Source organism: Urbifossiella limnaea, assembly GCF_007747215.1.
GTDB classification, from domain to species: domain Bacteria; phylum Planctomycetota; class Planctomycetia; order Gemmatales; family Gemmataceae; genus Urbifossiella; species Urbifossiella limnaea.
The window spans coordinates 7,235,998-7,252,853 of sequence record NZ_CP036273.1 but is presented as its reverse complement, the minus strand read 5'-3'; the positions used below and the strand labels follow the sequence as shown (position 1 = coordinate 7,252,853).

The 16,856-nt window shown below is 72.1% G+C and carries 16 protein-coding genes; 8 read left to right on the top strand and 8 right to left on the bottom strand.

The window, feature by feature from the left end; genetic code table 11:
* Positions 1-16 precede the first annotated feature (16 nt).
* Positions 17-361, bottom strand: a complete 345-nt coding sequence (locus ETAA1_RS29235; protein WP_145234610.1) for a transposase — start codon at positions 359-361, stop codon at positions 17-19.
* A 29-nt stretch (positions 362-390) separates the two neighbouring features.
* A complete protein-coding gene (locus ETAA1_RS29230; protein ID WP_145234612.1) occupies positions 391-1,149 on the bottom strand; it encodes an ISAs1 family transposase in 759 nt (252 codons plus the stop codon).
* A gap of 154 nt (positions 1,150-1,303) precedes the next feature.
* Between ETAA1_RS29230 and ETAA1_RS29225 the strand changes: the two genes are divergently transcribed.
* Genes ETAA1_RS29225 through ETAA1_RS29210 form a run of 4 tightly spaced genes read left to right on the top strand, consistent with a single transcriptional unit; the run spans position 1,304 to position 5,967 of the window.
* Entirely contained in the window at positions 1,304-3,091 is a 1,788-nt protein-coding gene (locus tag ETAA1_RS29225; RefSeq protein WP_145244139.1) for a sulfatase-like hydrolase/transferase, read from the top strand.
* A 32-nt stretch (positions 3,092-3,123) separates the two neighbouring features.
* Complete coding sequence (locus ETAA1_RS29220; RefSeq protein WP_145244138.1) at positions 3,124-4,020, top strand: hypothetical protein; 897 nt, start codon at positions 3,124-3,126, stop codon at positions 4,018-4,020.
* 21 nt (positions 4,021-4,041) lie between these two features.
* Positions 4,042-5,667 (top strand): glucose-6-phosphate isomerase, encoded by a 1,626-nt coding sequence (gene pgi, locus ETAA1_RS29215; RefSeq protein ID WP_145244137.1) that lies wholly within the window; start codon positions 4,042-4,044, stop codon positions 5,665-5,667.
* 27 nt (positions 5,668-5,694) lie between these two features.
* Complete coding sequence (locus tag ETAA1_RS29210) at positions 5,695-5,967, top strand: hypothetical protein (protein ID WP_145244136.1); 273 nt, start codon at positions 5,695-5,697, stop codon at positions 5,965-5,967.
* 23 nt (positions 5,968-5,990) lie between these two features.
* Here ETAA1_RS29210 and ETAA1_RS29205 read toward each other — a convergent pair whose 3' ends face one another.
* Positions 5,991-7,385: a transposase gene (locus ETAA1_RS29205; RefSeq protein WP_145233609.1), complete on the bottom strand. Its 1,395-nt coding sequence runs from the start codon at positions 7,383-7,385 to the stop codon at positions 5,991-5,993.
* A 68-nt stretch (positions 7,386-7,453) separates the two neighbouring features.
* On the opposite strand from ETAA1_RS29205, the gene ETAA1_RS29200 reads away from it, so the two are divergent.
* The 4 genes from ETAA1_RS29200 to ETAA1_RS29185 all read left to right on the top strand — a co-directional run bounded on the left by ETAA1_RS29200 (position 7,454) and on the right by ETAA1_RS29185 (position 12,482).
* Positions 7,454-7,732 (top strand): hypothetical protein, encoded by a 279-nt coding sequence (locus ETAA1_RS29200; protein WP_145244135.1) that lies wholly within the window; start codon positions 7,454-7,456, stop codon positions 7,730-7,732.
* A gap of 97 nt (positions 7,733-7,829) precedes the next feature.
* Positions 7,830-10,523, top strand: coding sequence for an MGH1-like glycoside hydrolase domain-containing protein (locus tag ETAA1_RS29195; RefSeq protein WP_145244134.1), 2,694 nt, complete (start codon positions 7,830-7,832; stop codon positions 10,521-10,523).
* 99 nt (positions 10,524-10,622) lie between these two features.
* Positions 10,623-11,273 carry a Trm112 family protein gene (locus tag ETAA1_RS29190; protein WP_145244133.1) on the top strand — a complete coding sequence of 217 codons (651 nt, stop codon included), beginning with the start codon at positions 10,623-10,625 and terminating at the stop codon, positions 11,271-11,273.
* A 48-nt stretch (positions 11,274-11,321) separates the two neighbouring features.
* Positions 11,322-12,482 (top strand): glycosyltransferase, encoded by a 1,161-nt coding sequence (locus ETAA1_RS29185; RefSeq protein ID WP_145244132.1) that lies wholly within the window; start codon positions 11,322-11,324, stop codon positions 12,480-12,482.
* Positions 12,483-12,486: 4 nt separating this feature from the next.
* Here ETAA1_RS29185 and ETAA1_RS29180 read toward each other — a convergent pair whose 3' ends face one another.
* Genes ETAA1_RS29180 through ETAA1_RS29160 form a run of 5 tightly spaced genes read right to left on the bottom strand, consistent with a single transcriptional unit; the run spans position 12,487 to position 16,853 of the window.
* Positions 12,487-13,626 carry a glycosyltransferase gene (locus ETAA1_RS29180; protein WP_145244131.1) on the bottom strand — a complete coding sequence of 380 codons (1,140 nt, stop codon included), beginning with the start codon at positions 13,624-13,626 and terminating at the stop codon, positions 12,487-12,489.
* A complete protein-coding gene (locus ETAA1_RS29175; protein ID WP_238389321.1) occupies positions 13,619-14,227 on the bottom strand; it encodes an acyltransferase in 609 nt (202 codons plus the stop codon). The genes ETAA1_RS29180 and ETAA1_RS29175 overlap by 8 nt, the downstream gene beginning before the upstream one ends.
* Positions 14,224-15,345 (bottom strand): glycosyltransferase, encoded by a 1,122-nt coding sequence (locus ETAA1_RS29170; protein ID WP_145244130.1) that lies wholly within the window; start codon positions 15,343-15,345, stop codon positions 14,224-14,226. The genes ETAA1_RS29175 and ETAA1_RS29170 overlap by 4 nt, the downstream gene beginning before the upstream one ends.
* The gene (locus tag ETAA1_RS29165) at positions 15,342-16,007 is read right to left on the bottom strand and encodes a class I SAM-dependent methyltransferase (protein ID WP_145244129.1); all 666 of its coding nucleotides are present in this window, start codon (positions 16,005-16,007) and stop codon (positions 15,342-15,344) included. Before ETAA1_RS29165 ends, ETAA1_RS29170 begins: the two co-directional genes overlap by 4 nt.
* Positions 16,008-16,025: 18 nt before the next feature.
* Positions 16,026-16,853, bottom strand: a complete 828-nt coding sequence (locus ETAA1_RS29160) for a glycosyltransferase family 2 protein (protein ID WP_145244128.1) — start codon at positions 16,851-16,853, stop codon at positions 16,026-16,028.
* Positions 16,854-16,856 lie beyond the last annotated feature (3 nt).

The window sequence follows — 16,856 nt, the reverse complement described above, 5'->3', positions numbered from 1 at the left end:
TGCAAAGTCGCAGGTATCAGCGGGTCATGAGGTTGATGGCGCGTTCGATGTCCCAGTTGAGGGCGTCGGCTTGCGCCTTGAGCGGCTCGCCCTTACCCCCGGGGTTGAGTACCCGCAACACGCTCACGGCCGCGCTCAGCAGGGTCGTGAAGCGCTCGGCCAACCCCGGCCGGCGGCACACGTGCCGGTCCTCGTCCCACCACCGGTCCTTCTCGAAGTGCAGGCTGTTCTCCACCGACCAGTGCCCGCGAACGAGCCGGAGCAACGCGGCGGCGGTCACCACGGCCGGGTCGAGACTGGTGGCGAAGTACCGCGTCTCGCACGTCCGGGCGCCGTCGGCCCCTCGGGTCTCCCGGTCCACCCGCACGACCGCCCGCAGGCCGGGGACGTTCAGCGCCTCGCGGGCGTAGTCCGCCGTCGCCGCGTCGCACCAGACCCGCCGGGTCTCGACCGCCCCGCGTTTTTTCCCCGCGCCGTCGCGCTCGCCGACGCCGGGGTGGCGTCGGCGAACGCGGCCCGGATCGTCTCGTGCAGGTCGGGCTGGTTGTCCTTGACCGCCAGCACGTAGTCCCGCCCGGCCTCGACGATCGCCCGGGCCAGCGGGCGCTGGCAGAACAGGGCGTCCCCGGTCAGCACCCGGAGCGACGGCCAGGCGGCGAACAACTCGTCCAGGTGGGCCTTGAGGACCTCGGGCTCGGTCTCCTTCCCGTCCCCGATCGGCCAGTCGGCCAGGCACACCCGGGCGTCGTGGGCGAACACGTTGAGGACGTGGATCGGGTCGCCGTCGGCGTCGTGGGCCTGCTTGCTCGTCTTCCCGTCCACCGCGGCCGCGGTCGGGGCGTCGGCCATCACCCGGGCGAGCCACCCGGCCAGGGCGCCGCGGAACTCGTCGATCGAGAAGGCGGCGGCCGCGCGGCTGTAGGTCGTCGCGTGCGGGGCGTACGGGCGGGTCAGCCCGAACGCCTCCCGGAGGGCCGGCCAGTGCCGCTTGGCCCACCGGGCGAGGGAGGCGAAGTCGGGGTGCCGGCTCAGCAGCCCCAGGAAGACGACGGACAGTAACCCCGCGAACGGGTGGCGGACACCACGGCGGTGGCGAGGGTCCGTGAGTTGGCGGAACGCGGCGACCAGTGAGTCGGAAGTGGGTGACATCGGGGCTCCATCCCGAGGTGAGTAACTCGCAACCCGTCAACACGTTAACCGGAATTCTGGACTTTGCAATCGTCCTGCTCGCCGGCCCCCGCCCGTTGCACCTCCCGCGCTCCTCGGCTACCCTTCACCTCCACCCTCCCCACGGGAGCGCCCGATGCGCCTCGCCGCCGTCGCCGTCCTCTTCGCGGCCACCGCCCCCGCCGCCGCGCAGATGCGTGCCCCGAACGTCGTGCTGATCGTCGCCGACGACCTCGGCCAGCGCGACCTCGGCTGCTACGGCAGCACGTTCCACCGCACCCCGCACCTCGACTCGCTGGCGAAAGCCGGCGCCCGCTTCACCGACTGCACCTCGTCGTGCCCCGTCTGCTCACCGACCCGCGCCAGCATCCTCACCGGCATGTACCCGCAGCGGTTCGGCATCACCGACTGGCTCCCCGGCCGGCCCGACCAGCCGGGGCAGATGCTCCGCCGGCCGGTGCCGACGATGCAGCTGGCGCACGACGCCGTCACCCTCGCGGAGCGGCTCCGCGCCGCCGGCTACGCCACCGCGCACGTCGGCAAGTGGCACCTCGGCGGCGAGGGCTTCGGCCCCGAAACACAAGGCTTCGACCTGAACGTCGCCGGCGACCACACCGGCACGCCGCTCAGCTACTTCGCCCCGTTCCAGAACAAGAAGTCCGTCATGCGCGGGCTCGAAACCGCCCCCGCCGGCGAGTACCTGACCGACCGCCTCACCGCCGAAGTGGAGAAGTTCATCACGCGCAACAAGGAGCGGCCGTTCTTCCTGCACCTGGCGCACTACGCCCCGCACACGCCGCTCCGCGCCCCGGACGACGTGGCCGCCCGCTACCCGTCGCCGCCCGTGCACGGTCGGCAGAGCCACGCCGTTTACGCGGCCATGGTCGAGCGCCTCGACGCCAGCGTCGGCCGCGTCGTCGCCCTGCTCGACGAACTGAAGCTGAGCGACAACACGCTCGTCATCTTCACGTCGGACAATGGCGGCCTCGCCACCCTGGAGGGGATGCCGTTCGCGCCGACGTTCAACGGCCCGTTCCGCGAGGGGAAGGGCTACCTGTACGAGGGCGGGCTGCGCGTCCCGCTGCTGGTGAAGTGGCCGGCCCGGGTGAAGCCCGGCACCACGTCCGGGCTGCCGGTGAACAGCATCGACCTCACCCCCACCATCGTCGCCGCTTCCGGCGTTACACCGGACCCGCGCCCCGACGGCATCTCGCTGCTGCCGCTGTTCCGCGGCGAGGCGCCGGCGGCGCGCGACCTGTTCTGGCACTACCCGCACTACGCCAACCAGGGCTCGCGGCCCGGCGGCGCCGTCCGCAGCGGGCCGTGGAAGTTCGTCGAGTTCTACGAGACGAACCGGCGCGAGCTGTTCGACCTGTCGCGGGACCCGTCTGAGAGCAACAACCTCGCCGCCGCGCGGCCCGAGGTGGTGACGGAGCTAGCCGCGAAGCTCGACGCATGGCGCAAGGGCGTGGGCGCGAAGATGCCGACGCCGAACCCCGACTACCGGCCGAACCCCGCGAACGGGAACGGCGTGTACACGCTTCATGCCCGCACGGCGCAGGTGTTCGGCACGATGCTGCGGTACGAGCCGCTGCCGCACAAGGAGACGCTCGGGTTCTGGGTGCGGCAGGACGACCACGCGGCGTTCCCGTTCACGGCGGGCGCGGCCGGCGAGTACCGCGTCGAGGTGTTGCAGGGTTGCGGCAAGGGGAGCGGCGGTGCGGAGGTGGAGCTGGCCGTCGGCGACTCGAAGCTGACGTTCACGGTGAAGGACACCGGCGGCTTCCAGGCGTTCGAGGCCCGCGACGTCGGCGTGCTGCGGCTCCCGGGTTCGGGCCGGCACGAGCTCACCGTCCGCGCCCGCACGAAGCCCGGCGTCGCCGTGATGGACCTGCGACAGGTCGTGCTGCGGCCGGTCCGATAGAACGGGAAGCGTCCTCCCCCCGCAGGCGCGCCATGATTCGCTTCAAGTGTCAGAGCTGCGGCGAGCCGCTGACCTCGCCCGACTCGACCGCCGGCGAGACCGGCCGGTGCCCGCACTGCCGCGAGATCTTCGACATCCCCTCGCCGCGCGCCGCGGCCAAGCCGGCGGGCCTGCTGCGGCTGGTCTGCCCCGGGTGCGACAAGACGCTCGGCGTCCCCGCCGCGGCCGCCGGCAAGCCGTGCGTCTGCCCGTCGTGCTCGCTCAAGTTCCTGGTCCCCGCCGACGCCGAGCCGGAACCCGCGCCGGCGCCGCGCTCCCGGCGGGGTCGTGACGACGACGAGGACGACGGCCCGGCCCGCCGCCGGCCGCGCGACGACGACGAGGACGACGACCGCCGCCCGGCCCGCCGCCGGTCGCGCGACGACGACGAGGACGACGACGAGCCGGTGAGCCGCAGCCGCCGGCCGCGTGACGACGACGAGGACGACGAGGACGACCGCCCGTCGCGGCGGTCGCGGTCGAAGCCGAAGAAGCGGCGGAAGTCGCGCGGCGGCGGCGGTGGGCTGCCGGACTGGTACCGCGGCCCGCTCGGCCGGCTGGCCGAGAACGCCGTCATCACGGTGCTGCTGGGCCTGCTGGCGCTGGCCGTGCCGGGCCTCGGCGGTGGCCTCCTGACCGCGTGGGGCTTCGTCCTCATGATGGGCGGGTCGATCTGGTTCCTGGTGCTGTCGGCGAAGGAGGGTGTCGACCAGCTGCTGCTGAACCTGTTCATCCCGTTCTACTCGCTGTACTACGCCATCAGCCGCTGGGACAACGTGAAGCACCCGGTAACGCTCTACCTGATCGGGCTGGTGCAGTACCTGATTGGCGCGTTCGTGTTTCTCCTCCCGCTGCTGGCGATGGCCCAGCAGCAGCAGCAGATGCGGTAACACCTCACACCCGGAGTCGTCATGACCGCCGCCCGCCTGACCCGCCTCCCGGCGTGGGCCGCCCTCCGGGCGCACCACGCCGCCGTCCAGACCACCCACCTCCGCGAGCTTTTCGAGGCCGACCCGACGCGCGGCGAGCGCCTCACCGCCGAGGCCGCCGGCGTCTTCCTCGACTACTCCAAGAACCGCGTCACCGACGAGACGCTGAAGCTGCTCCTGCAACTCGCCGAGGAGTGCCAGCTGCGCGACCGCGTCGAGGCGATGTTCGGCGGCGAGAAGATCAACGTCACCGAGAACCGCGCCGTCCTGCACACGGCGCTGCGGGCGGCGCGCGGCAGCACCGTCAACTTCGACGGCAGGAACGTCGTGCCCGACGTCCACGACACGCTCGACCGCATGGCCGCGTTCTGCGACCGGGTCCGCTCCGGCGACTGGAAGGGGCACACCGGCAAGGTCATCCGCAGCGTCGTGAACATCGGCATCGGCGGCAGCGACCTCGGGCCGGTCATGGCCTACGAGGCGCTGCGGCACTACACGGACCGCACCCGCACCTTCCGCTTCGTGTCGAACGTGGACGGCACCGACTTCGCCGAGGCCGTCCGCGACCTGGACCCGGCCGAGACGCTGTTCATCGTCTCCTCCAAGACGTTCACGACGCAGGAGACGATGACCAACGCCGCCACCGCGCGGGCGTGGCTGCTCGCCACCCTGAAGGACGACGCGGCGGTGGCGAAGCACTTCGTCGCGGTCAGCACGAACGCCGCGGAGGTGTCGAAGTTCGGCATCGACACGGCGAACATGTTCGGCTTCTGGGACTGGGTCGGCGGCCGCTACTCGATGGACTCGGCGATCGGCCTGAGCACGATGCTCGCCGCCGGGCCCGATGGCTTCCGCGAGATGCTGGCCGGGTTCCGCGCGATGGACGAGCACTTCCGCACCGCTCCGTTCGCGCAGAACCTGCCGGTGCTGCTCGGGCTGCTCACCGTGTGGTACGTGGACTTCTTCGACGCGCGGTCGGTGGCGGTGCTGCCGTACGACCAGTACCTGAAGCGGTTCCCGGCGTACCTCCAGCAGCTGACGATGGAGAGCAACGGCAAGTGCGTCACGCTCGCCGGCGCGGAGGTGGACTACGCCACCAGCCCGGTGTACTGGGGCGAGCCGGGCACGAACGGGCAGCACAGCTTCTACCAGCTCATCCACCAGGGGACGAACCTGATCCCGTGCGACTTCCTGATGTTCGGGAAGAGCCTCAACCCGGTCGGCCGGCACCACGACCTGCTGACGGCGAACGTGCTGGCGCAGGCCGAGGCGCTGGCGTTCGGCAAGACGGCCGCCGAGGTGCGGGCCGAGGGCGTGGCGGAGGCGCTCGTGCCGCACAAGACGTTCCCCGGCAACCGGCCGTCGAACGTGCTGGTGGTGGAGAAGCTGACGCCGTTCGCGCTGGGCTCGCTGATCGCCCTGTACGAGCACAGCGTGTTCACGCAGGGCGTGGTGTGGGACGTCGGCTCGTTCGACCAGTGGGGCGTGGAGCTGGGGAAGGTGCTGGCCCAGCGGATCGTGCCCGAGCTGAGCGGCGCCGGCGAGTTGAAGCACGACTCGTCTACGAACGCGCTGATCCGCCGCTACCGGGCGGGGCGAGGGGCGTGATATAATCGCGGTGAGGAGGGTACGCCGATGGTCAAGCTGTACATCGCCGGCCGACTGGCCGGCACGATGGACGACGCACTTCGGGTGATGCGCGAGGCGGCGGCGAGTCGCCAGCCGGTCGAGTACCGTGAGGCGGACGGCAGCGTCTTCGGCGTATTTACCCCGATCACTGTGCCGGCCCCGTTCAGCGAGCCGCCGTGCCCGTGGGAGCCGTCGCTCACGTGGGAGGATATCGAGCGCCGCCGACAGGGCGAGATGCTGACGTTCGAGGAACTCAAGACGCGGCTGGGCTGGGAATGACCAGGCCATTCACGGTGTGAGACTCACGGATTCCGGCTGACTTTCGCCTGACGGGTCTTCTTCCCCTCGTCGAGCAACCGGGCCGTGGAAACATGTGGGCTCTTGTCCTTGATCCGTCGGGTCGCCGTCCTCGTCGGCTTCCGGGGCGGCGCTTTCTTGATCCTCCCAAGGTCGACCTTGCCCGCCCACTCGCGGAGGTGGCCGGCCAACTCCGGGCTGGGCATCGGACCGAACGCCTCCCATTCCGACGCGGGCAGGGCGATCATCATCCCCGCGTACACCATCGCCCACTCCAGCGCCAGGTAATACCCCGACACCTCCTCCTGCACCTTCTTCTCACCATGCACCGCCCGCAGGGCCGCCTTCAGTACGGCCAGCACGTTGTACGCGGCCACCGCCACGCAGAACCCGAACAGCGCGGCCCTGGGGTACCCCAGGGTGTTCACCTCACAGTTCAAGGCGACTGTCAACTCGTGGAAGGCCCCCTCGATCTTCCACCGCTTGAGGTAGATCTCGGCCACCTTCTTGGCCGGCACCTTCGCCGGCAGGTTGGTCAGGATCTCCACCTCCGCGTCCCCGTCCGCGGTCGGCGCCCGCAGCCGCACCCGCACCTGCCGCAGGCGCACCAACCGCGCCCCACCCCAGCAGACCCAGACCCGCCGCTCGCCCACCCAGCCCCGGTCCGTCGCGACCTCGGCCCCGTACCCGGCTTCGGCCTCGACGCTCAGGTTCCCGTGGCGTCGGATGACGACGTAGGCCCGCCGGGCGGCCACCTCACACAGGAACTCCGCCGTGCAGAAGTTGCGGTCCGCGACCCACACGTCCCGCTCCCGCACCAGCGGCACAATCTGGTCGATCAGCGCCCGCTCCTGGGTGTGGGCGTCCTCGCACGGGACGATGTCGGTGACCAGCATCAGGGCCGGGTCGAGCACGACCAAACTCTGCCCGGGCAAGGGGCCGGCGGTGTGCCCCCGGGTGACGCCCAGCCGCCGCTGGGTGGCGGCCAGGTGGTTGCCGTCGAGGACCCGCACCCGGTAGCCCGGCAGCAGGCTCTTGCACCCCCCGCCCAGCGCGGTGATCAGCCCCTCGCACCGGCCCGACACGTGCGCGACCAGCCCCGCGGACACGCCCGTCTCGATGTTCCGGAGCTTGTCGTAGACGCACTTGAGGGTGACCGGGACGCGGTCCCGCAGGTGCCGGTAGGCGGCCTGGACGTGGAGGGCCTTGCCGCCGACCACCAGGGTCATCAGATCGACCGTCGTGGAGAACAGCAACTCCCGGGTGTACCCGCGCTCGGCGGTCCGGTCGAACAGCGCGTCGAGGGCCGAGGCCGAGAGGGCGTGCTCGATGGTCGCCCGGGACATCACGCTGAGCGGGCTCTCCTCTAGGAACCGCTCGAAGACCCCACCGAACAGCATGGGCGCGCCCTCTCCCTGGCTTGGCCAAGTCCCTGCCAGCGGACGGCTTACGACCGGGATGCGTCACCGTGAATGGCCTGCTGGGAATGACCTACGCCGTCGTCTGGACCGTCGCAACGGTTCAGGAACTCGCCCGCATTCAGGCGGCGGAGGCCGACGCCGCGCGGGTGGCCGCCGCGGCGAATCGGATCGACTTCGCGCTGCGCCGCACCCCGCACGACATGGGCGAATCCCGGGAGAAGGGCTACCGGCTCTGGTACGAGGACGTACTCGGGGTCCGGTACTATGTGGACGACGCCGCCATGCGCGTCGAGGTGCTCTCCGTCGGCCCCGCACGGCGCCGGTAGCCGGTCGCGTCACCCGCCCCGAATCCGCCCGCCGGAACTTGGCACATCCCCCCGGCGGCCTACCATCTTGGACACACCGCCGAGCCGAGAGGACCGGATGAATCCCGAGCGCGCCCGCCTGGCCGAGGCCGAGTCGAAGACGGCGTGGTGGAAGAAGTGGGGGCCGTACCTGTCCGAGCGGCAGTGGGGCACCGTCCGCGAGGACTACTCCCCGCGCGGCGACGCCTGGGACTATTTCCCCCACGACCAGGCGCGCAGCCGGGCCTACCGGTGGGGCGAGGACGGCCTCGCCGGCGTGTCCGACGACCGCCAGCGGCTGTGCCTGTCGCTGGCGCTGTGGAACGGCGCCGACCCGTTCCTCAAGGAGCGGCTGTTCGGCCTGACCAACGAGCAGGGGAACCACGGCGAGGACGTGAAGGAACAGTACTACTACCTCGACAGCACCCCCACCCACTCGTACATGCGGTTCCTGTACAAGTACCCGCAGCGCGAGTTTCCCTACAGCCTCCTCCTGTCCGAGTCCCGCCGCCGCACCCGGCTCGAACCCGAGTACGAGCTCGTCGATACCGGCATCTTCGACGACGACCGCTACTTCGACATCGAGGTCGAGTACGCGAAGGCGGCGCCGATGGACCTGCTGATGACGGTGACGGCCCACAACCGCGGGCCGGACGCCGCCGAGCTGCACCTCGTTCCGCAGGCGTGGTACCGCAACACCTGGAGCTGGACGCCCGACGCGGCGAAGCCGCACGTCAGCCGGTGCGGCCCGGCCGTGGCGCACCTCGACCACCCGGCCTGGCTCGACTTCCGCCTCCACTTCGACGGCGCGCCGGACCTGCTGTTCACCGAGAACGAGACGAACGCGCCGCTGCTGTTCGGGTCGGCCGACACCGGCCACTTCAAGGACGCCTTCCACGAGCGGATCGTCCACCAGGACGTGAAGGCCGTGAACCCGATGGGCGAGGGGACGAAGGTCGGCGGGTGGTACCGCTTCACCGTGCCGGCGGGCAAGTCCGTCACCGTCCGCGCCCGGCTGCTGCTCGCGCCCGACATGCCGGGCCAGGCCATCGCCGACCCGTTCGCCGACTTCGACGCCGTGGTCGCCGCGCGGAAGCAGGAGGCGGATGCCTACTTCGCCGATCTGCAAGACGGGATCGACGACCCGGACGAGAAGCTGGTGCAGCGGCAGGCCTTCGCGGGGCTGCTGTGGACGAAGCAGTTCTACGCCTACGACGTGACCACCTGGGAGAGGGGCGACGCGCTCCCGCCGAAGCCGCCGCCCGGCCGCGGAAAGGTGCGCAACGGCGACTGGGAGCACCTGTACAACGACGACGTCATCTCGATGCCGGACAAGTGGGAGTACCCGTGGTACGCGGCGTGGGACCTGGCGTTCCACTGCGTCCCGTTCGCGCTCGTGGACCCGGAGTTCGCCAAGAGCCAGCTCCTGCTCCTGACGCGCGAGTGGTACATGCACCCGAACGGCCAGCTGCCGGCCTACGAGTGGAACTTCTCCGACGTGAACCCGCCCGTCCACGCCTGGGCGACGTGGCGCGTCTTCCAGATCGACCGCAAGCGCCGCGGCGACGGCGGCGACGTCGCCTTCCTGGAGCGGGTGTTTCACAAGCTGCTGCTGAACTTCACGTGGTGGGTGAACCGCAAGGACGCGCAGGGGCGGAACCTGTTCCAGGGCGGGTTCCTGGGGCTGGACAACATCGGCGTGTTCGACCGGAGCAAGCCGCTGCCGACCGGCGGGTACATCAACCAGGCCGACGGCACCGCGTGGATGGCGATGTTCTCGCTGAACATGCTGCGGATGGCGCTGGAGCTGGCCCTGCACAACCAGGTGTACGAGGACCTGGCGAGCAAGTTCTTCGAGCACTTCCTCCACATCGCCGAGGCGATGGCCGACTTCGGCGGCGCCGGCCGCGGGCTGTGGGACGAGGCCGACGGCTTCTACTACGACCAGCTCCGCTGCGAGGGCCACGCGCCGGTGACGCTGCGGGTGCGGTCGATGGTCGGCCTCATCCCGCTGTTCGCGGTCGAGACGCTCGAACCGGACACGATGAAGCGGCTCCCGGGCTTCACGCGGCGCATGGACTGGTTCCTGAACCAGCGCCCGGACCTGGCGGCGCTCGTGTCGCGGTGGAACGAACCCGGCGTCGGCGAGCGCCGGTTGCTGAGCCTGCTCCGCGGCAGCCGCATGAAGAAGCTGTTGCGCCGGATGCTGGACCCGGCCGAGTTCCTGTCGCCGTACGGGGTGCGGGCGCTGTCGAAGTACCACGAGGACCACCCGTACACGTTCACGCTGAACGGCGAGACGCTGAGTGTGAAGTACGTGCCGGGCGACTCGGACTCGTGGCTGTTCGGCGGCAACTCGAACTGGCGCGGCCCGGTGTGGTTCCCGGTGAACTACCTGCTGATCGAGAGTTTGCAGAAGTTCCACCACTACTACGGGCCGGACTTCCAGGTCGAGCACCCGTTCGGCTCGGGGAAGACGGCGAACCTGGAGGACGTGGCGGACGAGCTGGCGGGCCGGCTGAGCGGGCTGTTCCGGAAGGGCGCCGACGGCCGGCGGCCGGCGTTCGGCCGGCACCCGAAGTACGCCGACCCGCACTGGCGCGACCACGTGCTGTTCTACGAGTACTTCCACGGCGACGACGGCGGCGGCCTGGGGGCGAGCCACCAGACCGGGTGGACGGCGCTGGCCGCGAAGCTGCTGATGCCGCGCCGCCCCGACCCGGTGCAGCACCTGTGCACGGTGCCGCTGGCGAAACCGACCATCGTCGGGTAACCGACTTCAAGTGTCGTTGCCGCTCGGGGCTTCGCGCTGCGAGGCGCGGAGCTCCAAGCGGCAACGACACTTCCCCCCCCTCCTGACCCCTTCACCGGAATGACGCCGACCGAAGTCATCGCCTGCCCGGCCTGCCGGCACACCGTCCGCGTGCCGACCGACTGGCTCGGCCAGACGGTGCAGTGCCCCGAGTGCAAGGCCACGTTCACCGCCCCCGTCCGCGAAGGCGGCCGGCTCACCGAGCCCGTGCTGCTGTCGGCGACGCCGCGGGTTCGCGGCCCGTCGCCGAAGCGGAACCGCGTCATGCTCCGGTTCGCCGGCGCCGGCCTCGTCCTCGTCGGCGTGGTGTCGTTCGTGGCGAACGCGCTGGTGCTGTCCGACTTCCTGCGCGGCCCGGACGGCGGCAAGGAGTGGCTGAAGGAGCGGCTGCCGGGCGTGCGCCAGATGGGGCTGGCGCCGCCCGCCGCGGAGGGCGGCGACGAGGCGGAGGACGACCGCGCCGCGGCCGAACTGGCGCCGAAGCTGACGTGGGTGTGGCCGGCGGCGATGGGGCTGGCGGCACTGAGCGCGGCCGGCGGCGTGTGCCTGATCCGGCGGAAGGGCTACCGGCTCGCGCAGCTCGGGTGCGCCGCGGCGGCGCTGAACGTGCCGCACCTGTGCTGCATCCCCGGCGCCGTGTGCGGCTTCTGGGGGATGCTCGCGCTCCTCGCCGACGACGGCTTCGGCCAGCCGGACGCGCCTTCGCCTTGACACCCCGGCCGGGTTGCCGCACCCTGTGCGCCGTCGCGGGGGGCGGGCATGGGCGTGGCACGGGCGGTGCGGCGGAAGTGGCGGGCGGTGCGGACCGTCGGGGCGCTGTGGCCGGCGCTCGTCCGCGGCGGCCGACTCCTGGCCCGCGGCCGCGTCCGCGAGTTCACGGCGAAGCTACTCAGCGAACGCCCCGCCGCCGTGCCGCAGCGCAGCGGCCCGCCGCTGGCCCTCGCCGGCATCGCGCTGAAGCCCGGCGGGTACGACCACGTCGTCCTCGAAGTCGCCCGCGGCCTCCTCGCCCGCGGCGTGAACGTCGTCCGCGACCCGACCGCCGTCGTGTCGCTGCTCGCGCTTCCCGAAGCCGATTCCGCCGCGCCGCGACTCGTCGCGGCGCCGCCGCACCTGCTCCACCGCTTCGCCCCGTGCGGCCGGTCCGTCGCGTACACGATGTGGGAAACCGACACGCTGCCGCCGGGGGCCGTGGCGGCGCTCGACCGCTGCCGGCTCGTCGTCGTGCCGAGCGCGTGGGGCGCCGCGTGCTTCCGCGCGAACGGCGTGCGCGTGCCGATCGAAGTCGTGCCGCTCGGCATCGACCCGGCGGCGTTCGCGCCGGCGCCGGCCGGCGGGTCGGTCGTGTTCGGCACCGCGGGGGCGCTCGACGAGGGCGGGCTGCGCAAGAACGTGCAACGCGTCGTGGACGTGTTCGTCCGCGCCTTCCCGGCCCACGCCGACGTGCGGCTGCGGGTGAAGATCACGCCCGCGTCGCCGCCTGTGGACACGCACGGCGACTCGCGCGTCGAGGTGACGCGGCACACGCTCGGCGCGGCCGAGCTGGCGGCGTGGTACCACGGCCTCACGGCGTTCGTGAACCTGTCGCACGGCGAGGGCTTCGGCCTACACCTGCTGGAGGCGATGGCGTGCGGCCGGCCGCTGGTGTCGGCGGCGTTCGGCGGCGTCGGCGCGTTCTTCGACGGGTCGGTGGGGTACGCACTGCCGCACCGCTTGGTAGTAGCGCGGAACGCGGTGTACGCCGGCCGCTGGGCCGACGTGGACGACGGTGACGTGGCGCGGCGGATGCGGGAGATCGTGGCCGACCCGGGCCGCGCCGCGGAGTTGGGTGCGCTCGCCGCGGCACGGGCCGCGCGGTTCACCTGGGAAGCCACGGTGCAACAGCTCGCCGCGGCGCTGGCGCGGCACGGGGTGCTGTAGCGACCTACCCGTTCAGCCACGCCGCGAACTGCGCGGCCTTCGCCGCCCACCCCTCGGCGTTGAGCCGCTTCCGCCCGTCCGCCTGCGCCGCCGGCACCCCCGTCGCCAGCCGCTCGCGTACCGCGGCCGCGAAGGCCGCCGGCGTCGCCGCCGCGTCGAGGCAGTCGCTCCACTCGCGCGTCGCCGGCAGCTCGCGGACCACGACCGGCTTCCCCGTCGCCAGGTACTCCTTGAGCTTCAGCGGCTGCATGGCCCGCGTCACCGGCAGGTCGGCGTAGGGCATCACCAGCACCGCCGCCCGCGCCGCCAGCGCCGGCAGGTCGGCGTAGGGCACCGGCGGCAGTGTCGCCACCCGCGGTAGCGCCAGCAGCGCCGGGTCGGGGTCGTCCTGTGGGCCGACCAACAAGACGGTCCCGGCATCGAGCGAGGCGGCGAGTACCCGCACGAATTCGGTGTCCATCCGCCGGTCGATCACGCCCCAGAACACGACCAGCGGCCCCGCCAGCGCGTCGAGCCGGCGCAGCGACTCGGGCAGCACTTCGGGCGTGCGGCGGAAGTGGTCCAAATCGACGCCGTGTGTCAGCAGGTGCGACGGCCGGCCGAGCGCCGCGAGGTGCCGCTGGAGCGTCTCGCTGACGGCGACCACGGCGTCCACCTTCGCCGCCAGCTCGGCCTCCATGTCGCGCATGGTGCGACCGTCGAGGCCGGGCCACACGGCGAAGTCGTCGACGCAGTAGTACACCCACCGCGCGGCGGGGAACGTGCCGACGAGGTCGGCGGTGATCGGCAGTGTGGTGACGACGACCGGCGGAGCGGCCAGGTCGGCGAGTGCGGCACGGACGGCGCGGCCGAGGACGTGGCGGTTCAGCCCGCGGGCAAACCGGCCGCGGAACGACGGCCACATGCGCGGGTTCAGCACGCGCGGCGCCGGCGCCTGCGCCGGGCTCGGCGGGCGTCCCCACTGTTTGAGCTTCTCGACGACCCGCGCCAGCGTCGCCCGGTCGAGCCGCGGCGGGCGGGTGCCGATCGTGTTCACCCACACCACCGGCCGCGTCGGCAGCAGGTGCGAGATCAGGTGCTGGCAGCTCGACGGGTGCCGGCCCCAGTCGTCCGAGAAGACCACCAGTGGCGTCGGGTCAGGCATCGGGGGCGCCCCCGAACCGCGGCCGCAGCACCTTCGCGGGAACGCCGGCGGCCACCACGTAGTCCGGCAGCGGCTTCGTCACCACCGACCCGGCCGCGACCACGGTGCCCTTGCCGACATCGGCCAGAACGATGGCCCCGGCGCCGACCCACGCTCCTTCGCCGATGGTGACGAGCGTCAGTTCGCCGCCCTGGTCGCGGATCGGTACGTCGGGGTCGTCGAACCGGTGCGTCTTGCCGCCGGACGGCACCTGCACGCCGGACGCCAGTAGTGCGTCCTTGCCGACGCGGACCAGACCGAGGATGCAGCGCGGGCCGACGTACACGCCTTCGCCGAGTTCCGCGCCGGGCTCCGAGAACAGCACGCCGAACTCGACCCGCGCCGACGGGTGGCACCCGGCGAGCGTGTGGGTCAGGAAGGCGCCGCGCATGTAGATGCCGGGGAGGCCGGGGAGGAGCGAGACGAACTGCACGGCGCCGCGGAACGCGGCGTGGTGGCCGACGACGAGCGACCAGAACCAGTAGTGCAGCAGCACCGGCAGTACGGCGACGAGCGCGGCGGCGCGGGCGAGGCGCTTCGCGGTTTCGCGGGTGGCATTCACGGCGTGCGTCCGGCGAGGCGGCAGTACAGGCGGAAGTATTCGTCCACGGTGCGGTCGAGCTGGTAGCGCTGCCGCGCCCGCTGCCGGGCCGCGGCGCCGAGGCGGGCCGCGAGCGCCGCGTCGGCGAACAGCCGACGGAACGCGGCGGCGCAGCCGGCGGCGTCGCCGCGCGGGAACAGCAGCCCCTCGCGCTCGTGCCGCACCAGCTCGGGGTTGCCGCCCACGGCCGTCGCCACCGAGGGCAGCCCCGTCGCCATCGCCTCCAGCAGCGTCAGCGACGCGGCCTCGCTCACCGACGTGAGCGCGAACACGTCCGCGGCGCGCATCAGCTCGGCCACGTCGGTGCGGATGCCGAGGAAGCGCACCCGCTCCCGCACGCCGAGCCGCGCCGCCAGCGTTTCCAACTCCTCGCGCAGTAGGCCGTCGCCGGCCATCAGCAGCTCGACACCCTCCAGCTCCGCCGCGGCGAAGCCGCGGAGCAGCGTCGCCTGGTCCTTGACCGGGTGGTGCCGGGCCACATGCACGACGTACCGCCGCGCCGGGTCGAGGCCGAGCGCCGCCTTCTGCGCCGCGGGGTCGGCCGCGGGGCCGTACCGGTCCACGTTGATGCCGTTCTCGACGATCTCGATGCGGTTGCCGCGGAAGCCGTCGGTGCGGGTCAGCCCCTCGGCGCTGAAGTGACAGCACGCTGTCACGGCGTCGGCGAGGCGGTCGAGCGCCAGCCGGTTCACGGCCCGCCGCAGCGGCGACACGCGGTCCGGGTAGTGCCGGCCGTGCTCGGTCAGGATCAGCCGCCAGCGCGGGTTCAGCACCTTCGCCAGCGCCGAGTAGAAGAACGGCGTGTACTGGTGGGCGTGCATCACCTCGACGCCGCGCTCGCGGGCCGCGGCGGCGAGGCGGCGGGCCACGCCCCAGTCGCGGCCGGGCCGGCGGCCGAAGGCGATCACGTCCGCGCCGTCGGCCGTCATCTCCTCGCCGATGCGGCCGATCGCGTCGAGGCAGAACACGGTCGCCTGCACGCGCCCGGCCAAGCGCGCCACCGTCTCGCGGACGAGCACCTCGGCGCCGGCCACCTGCATGACGTGGACGACGAACCCGACGCGGAGCGGTCGGGTCATACGCGGACCACCCCGATCCCCATCCCGCCGCTGGTCCGGCCGGGCGGGTCGATGAACTCGCGGGCGTCGTACCGGCCGCGCAGCTCGGCCCAGAACTCGGGCACCTGGATGTGCGCGTTCCCGGGGTCGGGCAGGATGTCGTGGAAGGCCACCAGCCCGCCCTTCCGGACGAGCGGGCCGTACGTCTCGAAGTCCTGGCGAATGCCGGCGAGCGAGTGGTCGCCGTCGAGGAACAGGAAGTCGATCGGCCGGCCGGCCAGCACGCCGACCAGCCACTCCCGCGAGGCGGGGAGGTGTGAGTCCTGGCGGAGCGTTTCGAGCCGCTGCCCGGGGCGCAGGAACTCGGCCAGCCGCGCCAGCACGGGGTCGCCGGAGCCGCCGCCGAACGAGCCGGCGGGCAGGTCCATGCTCACGAGCAGGGCGCCGTCGGCGGCGACGGTCGGCCAGCACGAGAAGGTGCCGCCGTGGCGCGTGCCCACCTCGACGACCACGTTCGGCTTCAGGGCGGCGACCATGCTCACGAGGCCGGCCAGCTCGGGGAGCCGCTGCACGGCCTGGTGGCGGCGGATGGCGTGGTCAGCCAGGCGCGTGGGCCCCCAGCCGTGGCGGGCGGCCGTGGTCAGGCGGCGGACCGGGCCGAGCAGGGAGGACGGGAGGGACACGCGACGATCCTCGGTGGGTCAGTCCGCCTTCGCGCGGAGCAACTGGTACAGCGAATCCTTGTCGCGGGTGAACTCGGCCGGGTCGTCGCGCACCGGGGTGATGTACGGCCCGTCGTACACGGCCAGGTCGGGCAGGAACTGCGGGTCCTTCCAGCGGTGCGGGAACAGGTCGAACAGGAACGTCGGCAGGCCGAAGCGGGTGGTGCGCTTGCCGTCGCGGCGGGCGTACAGGTTGGCCAGCACGTTCCGCCACTTCTGCCGCAGCCGGGCCGGGTTCCGCACGAAGCCGAAGTGATGCACCGCGAACTTCGCGTCCACCGCCGGGCGTGTGGCCGACTCGCCGACGCGCCGCACGTTCGACCCGTCGTTGTAGACTTCGATGTCGGGCTTGTTGCGGTGAACGTTCCACTTCACGTCCGGCCACGGCACTTTTTCCGGGTGCCGGTGGTAGACGCGGTAGCTGCCGTAGAAGTTCATCATCCGCAGCGGCAGCACGTCGGCGTCGGGCGGCGCCTGCGCCAGCCACTCGCGGAACGGCGCGAAGTCCCACTCCGGCAGGAACTCGTCGCAGTCGAGGTTGATGGCCCAGTCGCCGGTGCAGCGCCGGCGGGCGGCGTTCTTGAAGTTGGTGATCCAGTCCAGGCCGGTCGGCTTCCCCCAGTCGGAGCGGAACAGCTTCACCTTGTCCGAGCCGATCGCGGCCACGGCCTCGGCGGTACCGTCGGTCGAGTTGCCGTCGTGGACAACGATCTCGTCGGCGACCGCGAGGTGGTGGCGGATCATCTGCACGACGTGGTAGTCGTGGTACAGCCCGTCGCGGACGCAGGTGTAGATCGACAGCCGCATCGC

What these genes read in the sequence shown, in the direction of transcription:
- ETAA1_RS29205 (WP_145233609.1), bottom strand. Translation starts at nt 7,385, where the DNA reads ATGCTGTTCGGTGGGGTCTTCGAGCGGTTCCTAGAGGAGAGCCCGCTC.
- ETAA1_RS29220 (WP_145244138.1), top strand. Translation starts at nt 3,124, where the DNA reads ATGATTCGCTTCAAGTGTCAGAGCTGCGGCGAGCCGCTGACCTCGCCC.
- ETAA1_RS29190 (WP_145244133.1), top strand. Translation starts at nt 10,623, where the DNA reads ATGACGCCGACCGAAGTCATCGCCTGCCCGGCCTGCCGGCACACCGTC.
- ETAA1_RS29160 (WP_145244128.1), bottom strand. Translation starts at nt 16,853, where the DNA reads ATGCGGCTGTCGATCTACACCTGCGTCCGCGACGGGCTGTACCACGAC.
- ETAA1_RS29210 (WP_145244136.1), top strand. Translation starts at nt 5,695, where the DNA reads ATGGTCAAGCTGTACATCGCCGGCCGACTGGCCGGCACGATGGACGAC.
- ETAA1_RS29230 (WP_145234612.1), bottom strand. Translation starts at nt 1,149, where the DNA reads ATGTCACCCACTTCCGACTCACTGGTCGCCGCGTTCCGCCAACTCACG.
- ETAA1_RS29195 (WP_145244134.1), top strand. Translation starts at nt 7,830, where the DNA reads ATGAATCCCGAGCGCGCCCGCCTGGCCGAGGCCGAGTCGAAGACGGCG.
- pgi (WP_145244137.1), top strand. Translation starts at nt 4,042, where the DNA reads ATGACCGCCGCCCGCCTGACCCGCCTCCCGGCGTGGGCCGCCCTCCGG.
- ETAA1_RS29225 (WP_145244139.1), top strand. Translation starts at nt 1,304, where the DNA reads ATGCGCCTCGCCGCCGTCGCCGTCCTCTTCGCGGCCACCGCCCCCGCC.
- ETAA1_RS29185 (WP_145244132.1), top strand. Translation starts at nt 11,322, where the DNA reads ATGGGCGTGGCACGGGCGGTGCGGCGGAAGTGGCGGGCGGTGCGGACC.
- ETAA1_RS29170 (WP_145244130.1), bottom strand. Translation starts at nt 15,345, where the DNA reads ATGACCCGACCGCTCCGCGTCGGGTTCGTCGTCCACGTCATGCAGGTG.
- ETAA1_RS29180 (WP_145244131.1), bottom strand. Translation starts at nt 13,626, where the DNA reads ATGCCTGACCCGACGCCACTGGTGGTCTTCTCGGACGACTGGGGCCGG.